Below are 13,683 nucleotides of genomic sequence, written 5' to 3'. Positions count from 1 at the left end.
TCGGCCTGGTCCTCGACCGGTACCGGCGACGCACAGGCACGGCCAGTAGTTCATCGTCAATCCCATATCATACTGACGGGGCGCCCAAACGGTGGCGCCCTGTTTCGGGTTAAGGTCCAGGTTAAACTTGTTCAACCGTTTTGCGGCCAAACCGGCTGTACAGCGCCGGCAATACCACCAGAGTAAGCAGGGTAGCGGTGACGATCCCTCCAACCACAACGGTGGCCAGAGGACGCTGCACTTCCGAGCCGATGCCGGTGTTGAAGGCCATCGGCACGAAACCAAGCCCCGCTACCAAAGCAGTCATCAGCACTGGTCGCAGGCGGCGCAGCGCGCCCTCACGCACCGCGTCCCGCAATGGCATGCCCTCCGCCATCAGATCCTTGATATGAGACAGCATCACCACGCCATTGAGCACGGCAATACCGGACAGGGCAATAAACCCGACCCCGGCGGAGATCGACAGGGAGATGTCGCGTGCCCACAGGGCCAGCACGCCCCCGGTCAGCGACAGGGGAATGGCGGTAAAAATAATCAGCGCATCGCGAGCGCTGCCGAACGCCCCATACAACAACGCGAAGATTAGCAATAGCGAAAGCGGCACCACGATGGCCAAACGCCGGGAGGCGGACTGCAGCTGCTCAAAGGTACCGCCATAGTCCACCCAATAACCGGTGGGCAGATCAATCTCCTCACGAACCGCCGTCCGCACATCCTCGACAAATGAGCCCAGGTCCCGGCCCCGCACGTTGGCGGATACAATGGCATTACGCTTGCCGTTCTCGCGATCGATTTGGTTAGGCCCCGGCGTCAACGCCACCTCCGCCACTTCTTCCAGCGGCACATAGCCGGGGTCATGACCTCCGGGCACCGCTATCGGAAGCCGCTTCAGGGTGTCCAGATCCGCCACGTTCTCCGCCGGCAAGCGCAAACGCAACGGGAAGCGGCTGTCACCCTGGTATACGGTACCCAAGGTCTCGCCGCCCACCGCGACACGCACCGTCCGCTGTACGGTCGAGGCATTAAGACCGTAGCGGCCCAATGCTTCCCGGTCCGGTGTAACAGTGAGCACCGGCAGGCCTGAGAGCGGCTGCAGACGGGCGTCGGCGGCGCCGGGCACCCTGTTGATCACCGATACCGCCTGCTCACCCAGCGCTTCCAGTTGAGCCAGATCATCGCCGTAAAAGCGCACCGCCAAATCCGCGCGCACCCCTGCGATCAGCTCATTGAAACGCATCTGAATCGGCTGAGTGAACTCGTACTTGTTGCCCGGCAGCGTTTCCGCCGCCTCGGCCATGGCGGCCACCAAATCCGCTTTGGGCCGATCCGGGTCCGGCCATTGGTCACGGGGCTTCAGAATCACAAAGGTGTCCGCCACATTGGGCGGCATCGGGTCGGTGGCCACCTCGGCGGTGCCTAGCTTGGCGAACACCTTGTCCACCTCGTCGAATTCCAGGAAACGGCGGTCCACCTGTTCCTGCATCTCCAATGCCTGGCTCAGGCTGGTGCCGGGGATGCGCAGCGCGTGGACCGCCACATCGCCCTCATCCAACTGCGGGATGAACTCGGTGCCCAGTCGGGTCGCCAGGACTCCGCTGGCAACAACCAACACCCCCGCCACCAGCAATACCGGCACCGCAGCACGCAGAGCGACATCCAGAGCCGGCTGGTAAAGTCGCCGCGCCACCCGCATCACCGGGTTATCCTGATGGCCCACCCGACCTCGTACAAACAGGGCGACGGCGGCCGGCACGAAGGTCACCGATAAAATCAGCGCCCCGGTAAGCGCCGCTACCACGGTGAATGCCATGGGGTGGAACATCTTCCCTTCTACGCCGGTGAGCGCGAAGATCGGCAGGTATACCACCATGATGATGAACACCCCAAAGGCACTGGGCTTGAACACTTCCCGGGTGGCCCGGGTGACGGTGTCCAAACGCTCTTTCAAAGTGAGCAAACGCCCATGGTGCTTCTGAGCCGCCGCCAGACCGGTCAGACAGTTCTCCACCACGATCACGGCACCGTCGACGATCAAGCCGAAATCGATGGCGCCCAGGCTCATCAGATTGCCACTGACCCGGTTGGCCGCCATGCCGGTGAGCGCGAACAACATGCTCAATGGGATGACCGCGGCGGTGATCAGGGCGGCACGGAAGTTGCCCAGCAGGGCGAACAGCACCACGACCACCAGCAACGCGCCTTCGAACAGGTTTTTCTCCACCGTGGCGATGGTTTTTTCGACCAGAGAGGTGCGATCGTACATCGGCTCGGCACGCACACCGTCGGGTAAGGAACGATTAACCTCCTGAAGACGTTCCGCTACCGACTTGGCCACTTCCCGGCTGTTTTCGCCGATCAGCATGAAGGTGGTACCGAGCACTACTTCCTCACCGTTGCGGGTGGCCGCGCCGGTGCGCTGCTCTTTACCGAAGCGGACTTCCGCCACGTCCGCCACACGTATCACGGTATCACCGCGTCGCGCCACGACGATCTCAGCGATCTCATCCAGGCTCGCCACCTGGCTCGGGGAACGCACCAGCCACTGCTCGCCGTTGCGTTCCAAATAACCAGCACCGAGGTTTAAATTGTTGTCGCGCAAGGCCGCTGACAGATCTCTCAAACTCAGTTCGTGGGCGATCAGCCTCGACGGGTCCGGCGCCACTTCATATTGGCGCTGGAAGCCGCCAATGGTGTTCACCTCTGTAACGCCGTCCACCAGCATTAACTGAGGCCGCACCACCCAGTCCTGCAGGGTACGCAGGTCTTCCGCGTCGTAGGGCTCACCCTCCTCGTTGCGGGCGCCCGGGTCGGCTTCCACGGTGTACATGAAAATTTCACCCAGTCCGGTGGCAATGGGACCGAGCTCCGGTTCCATGCCTTCGGGCAGTTGCCCGCGCACGCTTTGCAGTTTTTCCGCCACCCGCTGGCGGGCGAAGTACAGGTCGGTGCCCTCCTCGAACACTACCGTGACCTGTGACAAACCGTATCGGGATACCGAGCGCGTGTAGTCGAGATTAGGCAGCCCGGCCATCGCCGTTTCCACCGGATAGGTGATACGTTGTTCCGATTCCAGTGGCGAGTAGCCTGGCGCACTGGTATTAATTTGCACCTGGACATTAGTGATGTCGGGTACCGCGTCGATGGGTAATTGCACGGCGCTACGTATGCCCACCAACACCAGCAACGCGGTCAGCGCCATCACCAACCAGCGCCGGCGGACCACCAAGCCCACGAAAGCATCGATCATGAGATCTCCTTAGTGCTTAAGCACTTAGTGGCCGTGAGTGGCGCCGTCTTTAAGGACGTCGGCCTTGATTAGGAAACTGTTTTCAGTCACGTATTCGGTGCCTGGCTCCAAACCACCGGTGACTTCCACGTAATCCGCGCCACTCATGCCTTGTTTGATCATCCGCACTTCATACTTTTCATCGAAGCGGGCAAACACTACCGGCATGTCGCGGAAACTCTGAATCGCTTCCCGGCGTACCGCCAACGGCACCGTCTTCTTTTCAATCACCACCTGGGCACCAATCAACATGCCAGGGCGCAGATCGGCGGGTGGGTCGTTGACCACTACCCGCGCCCGGGTGACCTGACTGTCCTCGTCAGCTCGGGGGTACAGGTAATCCACTGCGCCCAACACAGTAGCGTCGTCCGCTCGGCGCACAGCCTGCCCTGGGGACACAGCGTCCAGATCACGAGGGAACAGATGCAGCTCCAGCCAAAGGGTGGAGAAATCGCCGATCTCAACAATTGGTTCGCCGCTGGTGGCCGCTCCGGCGTTCAGAAAGCGCTCTGTAATCACGCCATCCGCCGGTGCGGTCACCGTCTGCAGGGTGAGGCTCTCCCGGGCTTCCACCCGCGCCAGCGGCTGGCCTTTTTTTACCCGGTCGCCCACCGACACCAGCACCCGCTCAACCGTGCCCGGATAGCGGGCGGTGACCCGGTATAGTTTGTCTGGATCTGCTTCGACCCGGCCGGTGACCTGGCGCGTGCGCTCCAGGGTTCGCTCACCGGCGATTTCGGTACCGAGACCGGAGGCTTTCGCCAGACGTTCAGGGATAAGGGTGCGGCCTTCATGGTTTTCGAAACGCCACTGATACGTCTCTCCGTCCAGGCTGGCTTCCACGGTGACATCAAAGGAATGCGGTTCGGCCACTGGCTGTTGGCCCAGCAAGTAGTCACGCTCCGGGACAAAGGTAATACGGTCTCGCTGTCCGCCCAGACGGTCCAGCCTGATGGTCAAATCTACTTGATCCGGGTCCAGGGGTTTTCCGTTCCGGTAAGCGTAGACTCGATATTCAGGTGGAACGCCATCTTCAAATATCGTCAGCTCCAGACCGAATTCATTTTTCTCCAGCAGGCGTCCCCCGTGCGGCCCCTCACGCTCCTGGCGTTCAGCATGATCGCCACCACTCGCGCCTGCCGCCCAGGCACCGGTGGTGACAGCAGATAGCAGGCCAGCGTACAACACACTCAGAATAAATCGGTTCATTGGGAATCTCCTTGCGCACGCGCTTCGGCGGCCAGGGAAGTGCCGGTCAGGCGCTCCAGTTCATTGCGTTGCTGATGAAAGCCCTCAGCCAGGTCGGTAACTCGACGCTCCAGGGCCAGACGGGAATGAGCGGCGTCAATCAGGTCAAGGACGCTGTAGCGCCCGCGACGATAGCCGGCCTGGACTTCCTCGTAGAGCCGCCGGGCTTCCGGCAGGGATTGCTCCAGAATCGAGCGGACCTCGGTGCGGCGTTGTTGTAGCTCCAGGTACAAGCCCTCCACCAGCGACAACAGCTCGATGCGCGCGGCACTTCTGCGCGACTCGAGAAGGTCCACTTCAGCCAGCCGAAGGGCCTCGTTACCACGATTGGGGTTGCTCAGATTAAGCGGCATGGAGAACCCCAACACCGCGGCTTGATCGCCACTGGATTCATCATGCCGAGCGCCCACGGAAAAGCGTACGTCACGGCTGCCATTGGCTTGCGCCAACCGGGCCCGGGCCTCAGCGAGACGGGTTAGAGAAGCGAATTCGCGCAACCTCGGCGCCTGATCCAGACGTCCGCGCCATTGCTTCAAACCGGGAAGGTCCGGCAAGGGCAGCAGCTCTTCGGCGGCACGCAAACCTTGCTCACCGGTCTCTCCCCACAGGGCAGCAAGCCGTTGGCTGGCGGAACGGCGATCCATGCGGGACCGTTCCAGGTCTCGTTCCGCCGCCTGCCGGGACAGCACCAAACGACGCCGTTCGGATGACGGAGCGGCGCCAGCGGCAACGCGCCGCTGGGCGGCCTGTTCGGCGTCACCGGCCAGGCCCAGGGCCTTCTCGGCCAGGGTCACGCGGCGCTCGGCGGCGACAAGCGCCAAGTAGCGCCGGTTCGCTTCGCCAAGCAAGTCAAGACGCGCGAGATCGTAGTCCAGACGACTCACTTCTCCGGCCCGGCGAGCACTCTCCATCCGGGCGTCGCGCTGACCGCCCAACTCGACGGTCTGGCTCAAAGCCAACGTGACTTCCGCACCGTCGGTGCCGGCCCATTGCCCGGAGCCGGCGATATTTTCCACTTCCAGGGAGACTTCGGTACTGGGGCGGATGCCCGCTTGAACAACGGCCGCATCAGCGGCGCGGAAACGATAGGGGTATTCATCCAGACCAGGGTTGCGCTCGAGCACCCGGGACAGGACGGTCGTCAGATTCACGGATTTCAAATCGATGGTGTCGGCGCCGGTGGCCAAGGGCCAGACCAGCACTAGACCGCCGAACACGACGGCAAGGCCGCCGCACAAAGTACGGTGATGCATGAAACTATGCTCCAAATACGGGAAACGACGGCGCGGGACGCCGGAGGTCATTCAGTACGCTAGAACGACACCGTATTCGGTGGGGGAACGGGAGGTTGGCGCCCAGACAGCACTGCGCCCGGACGCGGATTCGGCGGCCAGGTGTTGCCAAGAGCGAAGTGGGCACCCGCCACGCTGGCGCTTAAAGGCGCGTAGCAAGCGGGGTTGTGACAATCATGATAACCGCCATCGTCGGCGTCCATCGGAAAAGCAGCTGAAACGTTTTTAATATCACCGTCGGCGTGCAACGACAGGCCTGGAGTGTCATGGCTGGCATGGATGGTGGAATCTCCCGCCACCACCAGCCCGTTAACGGCCAGGAACACAACCAGCATTGCTGCGACCCAACGTTTCAACATGCACACCACCTTAATCAGAGCGGAAACAGTACGGCAACGCGCGCATGGCGTCAAAATCACCGTCGGCGCAATAGGGCCACCAGATCAGCGGGTATCGGCATCGGCTTGATCGGGCTGACATCCGCGCCGCCGGTGTTACCGGCGGGCACCCAGATTCGTGACAGCAGTAATGCCGCCACCAGTCGCGGTAACTGACCCCGGACCTCCCGAGCATCCCTGCGTCTCCACCCCACTCGCAGCATCCACCAATGCGCGAGGGTGTGCGGGCCGATAAACCGTTGTCCGATAATGTGCGCTCGCTCAAGATGACGGAACGCCGCTTGCCAGTCGCCTTCCTGATAGGCGAGGCGCGCGAGATCCATTTCATGGCGGAAAGCCCGGCGAAGGCGAGGTTTCATGGACCCGTCCTGCTTTCAGTGAACTCAGGATGTCAATTGAAATACCTGTAGCCACTACAGGGTCAAGCCCGATCATGAATCATCGGCCCCGGTGCGCCGTCCACGCCCAGGTCTCGCGCCACCTCGGCGAGCCGCTTGTCCCGGGTCCACAGACAAGTGGCGTGACTGAGCAGCGTTGCGGCCAGCAGATGCGCGTCGATGAAACCGATACCCCGCCCCATCAGACCGTGCCGCTCGATCAGGAACAACACCTCGTCCTGGTCCGCGACCGGCACCGGTGGCAACCCCCGCAGCAAATCCAGCACCTCGCGGCGGCGGCTCAGGTTGCCGCAGGCCAGCTCGCCGACCACGAAGGGGTGTATCCGCGCCTGGTTACGCTCCAACAGGCGGGCCAGCTCCCGGTCGCCGGCGCGCAGATGGTCCACCCACACCGACGTGTCCACCAGAATCATGGCCGGCGGCGCCCGGGCACCGCCAGATCCGGCTCGGAGCCGCCCAGGCGCGCCAGCCGCAAGGCGCTCTCCCGTTCGATCAATGCCACCAGGGCATCACGGATAATCTGGGTACGTTCCTTAACGCCGGTGAGCCGCTGGGCCTCGGCCAGCAAGTCGTCATCGATATTGATCGTGGTCCGCATCCTGCTGCTCCTCTCCAAGTGTCAGGTTAGCACCAAATATGTCACCAAATGATGCTTATTTCAATGCCCAGGATTGGCGGTTTCGCTGACCTCGCCATTTCGGTTAAATAGCTGTAGTCACTACAGATAGACGAGGGAAGCCGCATGCTTTCAATCGGCGAGTTAAGCCGCGCCACCGACTGCAAGGTGGAGACCATCCGCTACTACGAAAAGATCGGCCTGATGCCCGAGCCGGCGCGCAGTGCCGGCAACCAGCGGCGCTACGGCGAGCGCCATCGTGACCGGCTGCATTTTATTCGCCACTCCCGGCAGCTGGGCTTCCGCATTGAAGCGATCCGCGAGCTGCTCGCCCTGTCGGACCAGGAGCACCGCGATTGCGCCGCCGTGGATGCACTGGCGCGGCGCCACCGGGACGCGGTGGACGACCGCATTGGCGCGCTGTGCGCGCTGCGTGACGAACTGGACCGTATGATCAAAGGGTGCGCCGGCGGCGATGTCGCCCACTGCGGGGTGATCGAGGTGCTCGGCGATCACCGCCTGTGCCGAAACGACCATCCCCTGGAGGCGGTGGCCGGCAAGCAGTAAAGAGCCATCCGCGAAACAGGTAGGTCGCTTTCTTGACGTATCGGCGTTAGAATCGCCGCCGTCTTTTCCCCTGTCCTGCCTGGAAGTCCGCCATGTCCGCCGTGCTGCTGTGTCTCGTAGCTCTCGGGTTCGTCTCCATTGTTGTGGAAGACGTGGTTCATATCGACAAAGCCAAGACCACGCTGTTTTTCGGTTCGCTGGTCTGGGTGCTGTATTTCATTTCGCCGCCCGCCGGCGAGACCCGCGAAGCGCTGATGCTCGCCCTGGACGACAACCTGCTGGATATCGCCTCGCTGTGGCTGTTTTTGATGGCGGCGATGACGTTCGTCGCCTATCTGTCCAGCAAGGGCATTATCGACGGCATCGTCAACCGGCTGATTCCCGAGCGCATGAGCGAACGCCAGTTGATGCTGCTCACCGGCCTGTTCGCGTTCTGCTTCTCGTCCATGGCCGACAACATCACCGCCACCCTGGTGTGCATCGCGATTCTGCTGAATCTGAACCTGCCCACGGACAAGCTGCTGCGTTACGTGGTGCTGGTGGTGTTTTCGGTGAACGCCGGCGGCACCGCCCTGATCACCGGCGACGTTACCACGCTGATGATCTTCCTGGCCGACAAGGTGGAAATCCCCCATCTGCTGCTGCTCAGCCTGCCCGCTTTTCTGGCGGTGGCGTCCCTGTCACTGATGCTCTCCCGGGGCCTGGACGGCCAGCTGGTGCTGGAAAAGAAAGAAGTGCACATCAACGGCGGCGACAAGGTGGTGGCCGGGCTGTTCTTCGCCACCATCCTGTCCACCATCGGCGGCAATATTCTGTTCGGCATTCCGCCGGTATTGATGTTCTTGTTCGGCCTGTCGCTGATGTTCATGGTGGTGCAGTTTCTCAACCGCGACGAGCCCACCCTGGAATACATCCGCAAGATCGAGTTCGACACCCTGCTGTTTTTCCTCGGCGTGCTGCTGCTGGTGGGCATGCTCAAGGAGCTGGGCGTGCTGGCCTACTTCCCGCACCTGTACGACGTGATGCCGCCGCTGGCCGCCAACTATGTGATGGGCCTGGTGTCGTCGCTGTTCGACAACGTGCCGCTGACCGCCGCGCTGTTGAATTCCGGCATCGAGATGACGTTGCCGCAGTGGCTGACCCTCACCTACGCGGTGGGCGTGGGCGGCTCACTGCTGGTGATCGGCTCCGCCGCCGGGGTGGTGGCGATGAGCAAGGTGGAATCGCTCACCTTCGGCAGCTACCTGAAGTACTCCGGCTATCTGCTGGTGGCCTATTCCGTCGGTTTCGCCGGCGTGCTGGGTGTCAGCGCGCTGCTGTAACCAGAAAGCAATTAGATGAACCAATTAATTTCTTTTGTCGAATCCAAACTTGTATGGTTTGTCATTTTTGTAGCCGGGTTAGGGCTAGCAATCCCAGAAACCGGTCAGTTCCTGGAACCTGGCATCGGGCCATTACTGGCGTTTCTGATGTTCATTATCAGCCTCACCTTCGACGCGCACGATGTACGAACGGTGCTACGTAAGCCGTCAAGGCAATTCCTGGCGCTAGGCTTGGTCTATGGACCCATGTCGATTGCCGGGTGGTTAACCGGACGCCTTTTTTTTGGAAGTGGCCCACTGGCTGCGGGGCAAACCTTACTTGGCACTCTGCCAACCGATGTCTCCTCCCCCCTTCTGGTACTGATGGCGCGGGGCAATGTTGCTCTGGCTGCGGTATTCAACGCCATCAACACAGCACTGTCTCCGTTCATCGTTCCCTTTCTTTTCCTATGGCTCACGGGAATACAACTGGAAGCGCCACTTGGATCCATCATCCTGGAACTGGTATTGATCGTTTTCGTCCCTACTGTGTTGGGTGTGAGCTTGCGTACAGGATTTCGAGGCTTGTTCGCACGGCACGACTCCCATTACGCGGGGCTGGGTTCAATTATCTACCTATTGATACTGCTCGCCGTGGTAGGGCCAAATGCGGCAATCATTATTAACTACGGCTGGTACGCTTTTGTCATTGCGGGGGCGGCCTTGTGCCTGAATCTGATTGGCTATTTAGTAGGAGTGGCCTCACGGCTACTAACCAATGATCGCAGGGATGTGATTACATACCTCTTCACCGTAAGCAAAAAGGAATTCAGTATTGCCGCTGCTTTCGTGGCCGCATCGGGCTTGCCATCAGAAATAGCGATCCCGTCCGCTTTTTTTGCCGTGGTTCAAATGATCACCTCGCCTATCGCCGCCAAGATCATCGCACGAAACCAGGCACCTCCATAAAGAACTAAAGGACTTCGACGTCGATCCACGTTTTCTATGAGACTAAAAGTTCTTGGCCCTCAGTAAGCAACCAACCATCGAATATCCGATGATGACGCTTGGAGCTTTCTTAAAAGTCAGCTTCGCTAATTCCAGCAAGAACCCCGCAAGTCTCAACCTCGCGGTCATCGTTGCAACGCTTTCTTAGCGAAATGAGCTGTTCCTCGAGCTCCAACAGAGCCGTTATCCGCGACCGCACATGGGAGATATGCTCGTCAACCAAGACGTTAACGACGGCACAAGACTGATGCGGATCGCCCTGGCATTTCTGCAGTTCGGAAATCTCAGACAGTGAAAGGTCCAGAACCCTACAGTGGCGGACGAAGGCCAACTGCTCAGTGTGTTTTTAGGTATAAATACGATAACCATTCTCCTGCCGGTCCGGCGGCGGCAACAGACCTTGCCGCTCATAGAAGCGAATCGTCTGAGTGTCGACCCCTACCATGCGCGCCAACTGACTAATGAGCATCAGGCTTCTCCTCACCGTTTTCTTTACCCTATTGACCTTATAGCCACCATATGGTTTTGAATGGCTATATCATGTTTTGCGACTGGACCTGTTTCATGAGCCAATCCTTTGACAGGCCCTCTGGCCGTAGTGCAACAACCCCATCGGGCACCGATAGTGCTGACGGCTCCGGAGCATTAGGGGCATGGACCAGCACTTATAGGGTACCCAAGATGGACTGTCCGTCAGAAGAACGAATGATCCGCTTGGCTCTGAGCGGTTTTGAAGAGGTCCGCACGCTGGCCTTTGACCTGTCGAACCGCCGATTGGAGGTCGTACATCATGGCGAGGCTGACCCTATCACTGAAAAGCTAGCCACCTTAGGGCTAGGAGCCTCGCTCCAAGGGACCATCGCTACCGATCCCGAAACCGTCGAGGCCGCCGGATCTTCGACCCTCTCTGCGGAGCAGGAATCCGGCAGTCTGCGTTGGCTGCTGGGTATCAATGCTCTCTTGTTCGTGGTGGAGATGACTGCCGGCTTGATCGCCCAGTCCACCGGACTGCTCGGAGAATCGCTGGACAACTTTGCCGATGCGGCAGTGTACGCAATCGCCCTTTATGCGGTTGGGCATGGTGTGAAAATGCAGGTGCGCGCCGCCAACCTTGCTGGTGTACTCCAGCTGATTCTAGCTATAGGCGTACTCGTGGAAGTGATGAGACGCTTTGCATTCGGGAGTGAACCTGAATCGCTGGTGATGATGGCTATCGCGTTCGTCGCACTGATTGCCAATATCAGCTGCCTTCTGCTCATATCCAAACATCGAGAGGGCGGGGCGCATATGAAAGCAAGCTGGATATTCTCTGCCAATGACGTGGTGGTCAACATGGGAGTCATTACCGCCGGCGCCTTGGTCGCGTGGACCGGATCTAATTATCCGGACCTAATTATCGGCACAATCACGGGTGTGATTGTGCTGAACGGTGCCAGGCGCATTCTGGCGCTTAAGAGTTAAAGCCATTCAACGATGCATGACGAGCCTGCCTTGATGGCTTCGAGCGCCGCCCCAATCTCATTCACCCCTTGTCTTCACGACCGATTCGCACACCCGCTATGTGAGTGCAACCTCGCAGCCGAAGCACAGACCACAGCATGCCGCCAAGCCCAATAACAGGGGCCAAATAGACGGCACGGCCAGTGTACAGATTCATAGCCAGACTGACGAAAAACATCAACGAGAAAATGATTAGAAACGCATAAAGCGCTTTTTTTTGCATCAGAGCTCAACGTTATGGGCGTTATCAAACCGGGCTAGTATGTTTTCGAATCGGATGCCCGCACACTATCATGCCACGTCATCTCCGGCTCGCCCATTGGACCGCACTATCTCGATCACACGTGTCGAACCAGCGCATTTCAGCAGAGGTCAGAGCGCTGACGAGCGACGTTCCCAGCTCAATCCACTTTCGGTCGCCGACTACCGCGATTCGATCAAAGTCGCTTCTGTGAGCGATGTCCATCTTCAAATCCTCATGTATGGCGGATAAGCCCTTATAACCTTCGAAGTCAGTCAGATCAATAACCAGGCCGGGCTCATGGGCCTTTGCAAGCCGCTTGTGAAGTGTAATATGTATGCCCTTCAAGTCATCTAGAGACAGCTTGCCGCGGCATTCGAGACCAATGACATCACTGTTATCCTTTAGAATCTCGATAACATGTGCTTCATCGCCCTCTCCGGGCCGACCGTGGCCGTATAGATTAGCGTTCTCATGTTGACTGTGCTCATGCTCGAATTCCAGACTGGAATGGCCAATATCAAACCGCTCCTTCAACTGCCGTTTAATCCGACTCTTGATGCCTTCAATTCGTGACCAAGCATCCGCCGTCAACACCACATGGCAGTCGATCGCCGCTTCGTGCTCCTCCATCTGCCACAGATGCACATGATGGACGTCCACGACGCCCGCTACGTTCGCCATCGTATCTATAACGGCCTCGTTATCGATATCGGGCGGACTGCCCAGCATCAGTGTGCGAATGGGACCATCTATCTCGGTGAAAGCCAAATAGAGGATGTAAAGCGCAATCCCGATGGTGATCGCCGGGTCCATCCACCACATGTCATAAAGAATAATAAGCGCCCCACTGACAACCACGGCAATAGAGGCGAAGGCGTCCGACAGGTTGTGCAGGAATAAAGCGCGGATATTAACGCTGCCTTTCTGCATTGAATAAGTCAGAAATGCGGTAAGGGCGTCAACCATCAATGCAATTCCACCGAGGACAACTACCGTCCAGCCCTGCACTTCGGGCGGATTGATGATTCGCATCCCACCCTCGTAGATCAGATAAAAGCCGATTAAAATCAATGTAGTATAGTTAATAAGGGCGGCCACCACCTCGACGCGCCCGTAGCCGAACGTCATCCGTTCGTCGGCCGGTCGTCCCGAGATCTTGCGCGCCGCGAAGGCGACCACTAAGGCGGCCATGTCGGAAAAATTATGCAGGGCATCCGCGATCAGCGCGAGGCTTCCCGAGAGTATACCACCGACGACCTGAGCCACGGTCAGAATACCATTGGCCCAAATGGCTATGGATACACGGCGATCGCCGGAAGCAGGGTCAATACGTGTATGCTCTTGGTCATGTGACATGGTTGCTCTCCTTGTGAGTATCTCAGCCGCCAGAGCTTGCGGACGACGCAGTGTTAACAGAGATTTCCGCCGGAACTCTGAGCGGGGCCATCTTGGATAATCGGATCACTTAAGTGCTTCCTCGTCACGCTCACCGGTATCGATTCGCAAAGCGGCCTCCACATTTGTGATGAGAATCCGACCGTCGCCGGGATGCCCTTCCCCGGTCTTTGCCGCCTGTTCGATTAGCGCCACGACTTCCCCGACGCGAGCATCGGCGATGTCGACTTCCAGCTTTGTCATTCGTAATCGACCGTAGGCGTCGTCAATGACGCCGTGACCATAGGTCTCCAGCGGAACGGCCGCCACCGAAGGCGGCTCCGGCAGCTGCGCTAAGGCGTCAATCACCTTGTTGACCATGTTGTTTCGTACGTAAGCTTTTATCTCTTTCATTACGGTCTCCTTATCGGCCGCCATCGACGATGCCGGC

At 59.3% G+C, this 13,683-nt stretch carries 13 protein-coding genes and 2 pseudogenes; 4 read left to right on the top strand and 11 right to left on the bottom strand.

Translation table 11 applies throughout. The features are described from left to right. Positions 1 to 121: 121 nt before the first annotated feature. The 7 genes from ACMG4O_RS04305 to ACMG4O_RS04275 all read right to left on the bottom strand — a co-directional run bounded on the left by ACMG4O_RS04305 (position 122) and on the right by ACMG4O_RS04275 (position 7,220). The gene (locus ACMG4O_RS04305; protein ID WP_067604952.1) at positions 122 to 3,247 is read right to left on the bottom strand and encodes an efflux RND transporter permease subunit; all 3,126 of its coding nucleotides are present in this window, start codon (positions 3,245 to 3,247) and stop codon (positions 122 to 124) included. Between the two features lie 24 nt (positions 3,248 to 3,271). Further along, a complete protein-coding gene (locus ACMG4O_RS04300) occupies positions 3,272 to 4,495 on the bottom strand; it encodes an efflux RND transporter periplasmic adaptor subunit (protein WP_194854795.1) in 1,224 nt (407 codons plus the stop codon). Beyond that, positions 4,492 to 5,787, bottom strand: a complete 1,296-nt coding sequence (locus ACMG4O_RS04295) for a TolC family protein (RefSeq protein WP_194854796.1) — start codon at positions 5,785 to 5,787, stop codon at positions 4,492 to 4,494. The genes ACMG4O_RS04300 and ACMG4O_RS04295 overlap by 4 nt, the downstream gene beginning before the upstream one ends. Before the next feature lie 59 nt (positions 5,788 to 5,846). Continuing rightward, a complete protein-coding gene (locus tag ACMG4O_RS04290; protein ID WP_138773357.1) occupies positions 5,847 to 6,185 on the bottom strand; it encodes a hypothetical protein in 339 nt (112 codons plus the stop codon). A gap of 56 nt (positions 6,186 to 6,241) precedes the next feature. Then, on the bottom strand, positions 6,242 to 6,583 hold the full coding sequence (locus ACMG4O_RS04285; RefSeq protein WP_067604957.1) for a DUF3703 domain-containing protein: 342 nt from the start codon (positions 6,581 to 6,583) through the stop codon (positions 6,242 to 6,244). Between the two features lie 62 nt (positions 6,584 to 6,645). Next, complete coding sequence (locus tag ACMG4O_RS04280; RefSeq protein ID WP_067604959.1) at positions 6,646 to 7,035, bottom strand: type II toxin-antitoxin system VapC family toxin; 390 nt, start codon at positions 7,033 to 7,035, stop codon at positions 6,646 to 6,648. Further along, on the bottom strand, positions 7,032 to 7,220 hold the full coding sequence (locus ACMG4O_RS04275; RefSeq protein WP_067604960.1) for a type II toxin-antitoxin system VapB family antitoxin: 189 nt from the start codon (positions 7,218 to 7,220) through the stop codon (positions 7,032 to 7,034). The genes ACMG4O_RS04280 and ACMG4O_RS04275 overlap by 4 nt, the downstream gene beginning before the upstream one ends. A gap of 144 nt (positions 7,221 to 7,364) precedes the next feature. On the opposite strand from ACMG4O_RS04275, the gene ACMG4O_RS04270 reads away from it, so the two are divergent. The 3 genes from ACMG4O_RS04270 to ACMG4O_RS04260 all read left to right on the top strand — a co-directional run bounded on the left by ACMG4O_RS04270 (position 7,365) and on the right by ACMG4O_RS04260 (position 10,075). Further along, on the top strand, positions 7,365 to 7,805 hold the full coding sequence (locus ACMG4O_RS04270) for a MerR family transcriptional regulator (RefSeq protein ID WP_138773361.1): 441 nt from the start codon (positions 7,365 to 7,367) through the stop codon (positions 7,803 to 7,805). Between the two features lie 92 nt (positions 7,806 to 7,897). Next, entirely contained in the window at positions 7,898 to 9,127 is a 1,230-nt protein-coding gene (gene nhaD, locus ACMG4O_RS04265) for a sodium:proton antiporter NhaD (RefSeq protein WP_067604968.1), read from the top strand. 15 nt (positions 9,128 to 9,142) lie between these two features. Next, positions 9,143 to 10,075 carry a bile acid:sodium symporter family protein gene (locus tag ACMG4O_RS04260; protein ID WP_194854797.1) on the top strand — a complete coding sequence of 311 codons (933 nt, stop codon included), beginning with the start codon at positions 9,143 to 9,145 and terminating at the stop codon, positions 10,073 to 10,075. Between the two features lie 109 nt (positions 10,076 to 10,184). Here the strand turns inward: ACMG4O_RS04260 and cadR are convergent. Next, positions 10,185 to 10,583, bottom strand: a pseudogene (gene cadR, locus ACMG4O_RS04255) (Cd(II)/Pb(II)-responsive transcriptional regulator). Positions 10,584 to 10,678: 95 nt separating this feature from the next. On the opposite strand from cadR, the gene ACMG4O_RS04250 reads away from it, so the two are divergent. Continuing rightward, positions 10,679 to 11,575, top strand: coding sequence for a cation transporter (locus tag ACMG4O_RS04250; protein ID WP_194854798.1), 897 nt, complete (start codon positions 10,679 to 10,681; stop codon positions 11,573 to 11,575). Positions 11,576 to 11,915: 340 nt separating this feature from the next. Here the strand turns inward: ACMG4O_RS04250 and ACMG4O_RS04245 are convergent, their stop codons facing one another. From ACMG4O_RS04245 to ACMG4O_RS04235, 3 genes and pseudogenes are all read right to left on the bottom strand, one after another. Then, the gene (locus ACMG4O_RS04245) at positions 11,916 to 12,242 is read right to left on the bottom strand and encodes an STAS/SEC14 domain-containing protein (protein WP_348320636.1); all 327 of its coding nucleotides are present in this window, start codon (positions 12,240 to 12,242) and stop codon (positions 11,916 to 11,918) included. Between the two features lie 60 nt (positions 12,243 to 12,302). Further along, positions 12,303 to 13,214, bottom strand: a pseudogene (locus ACMG4O_RS04240) (cation diffusion facilitator family transporter); the annotation flags it as partial. Between the two features lie 105 nt (positions 13,215 to 13,319). After that, positions 13,320 to 13,646 (bottom strand): P-II family nitrogen regulator, encoded by a 327-nt coding sequence (locus ACMG4O_RS04235; protein ID WP_194854800.1) that lies wholly within the window; start codon positions 13,644 to 13,646, stop codon positions 13,320 to 13,322. Between the last annotated feature and the right edge of the window lie 37 nt (positions 13,647 to 13,683).

Origin of the sequence: Alloalcanivorax venustensis (assembly GCF_047495515.1) — a bacterium.
GTDB classification, from domain to species: Bacteria; Pseudomonadota; Gammaproteobacteria; order Pseudomonadales; family Alcanivoracaceae; genus Alloalcanivorax; species Alloalcanivorax venustensis.
The sequence above is the reverse complement of the archived record's forward strand: the minus strand, read 5'-3'. Positions and strand labels throughout refer to the sequence as shown.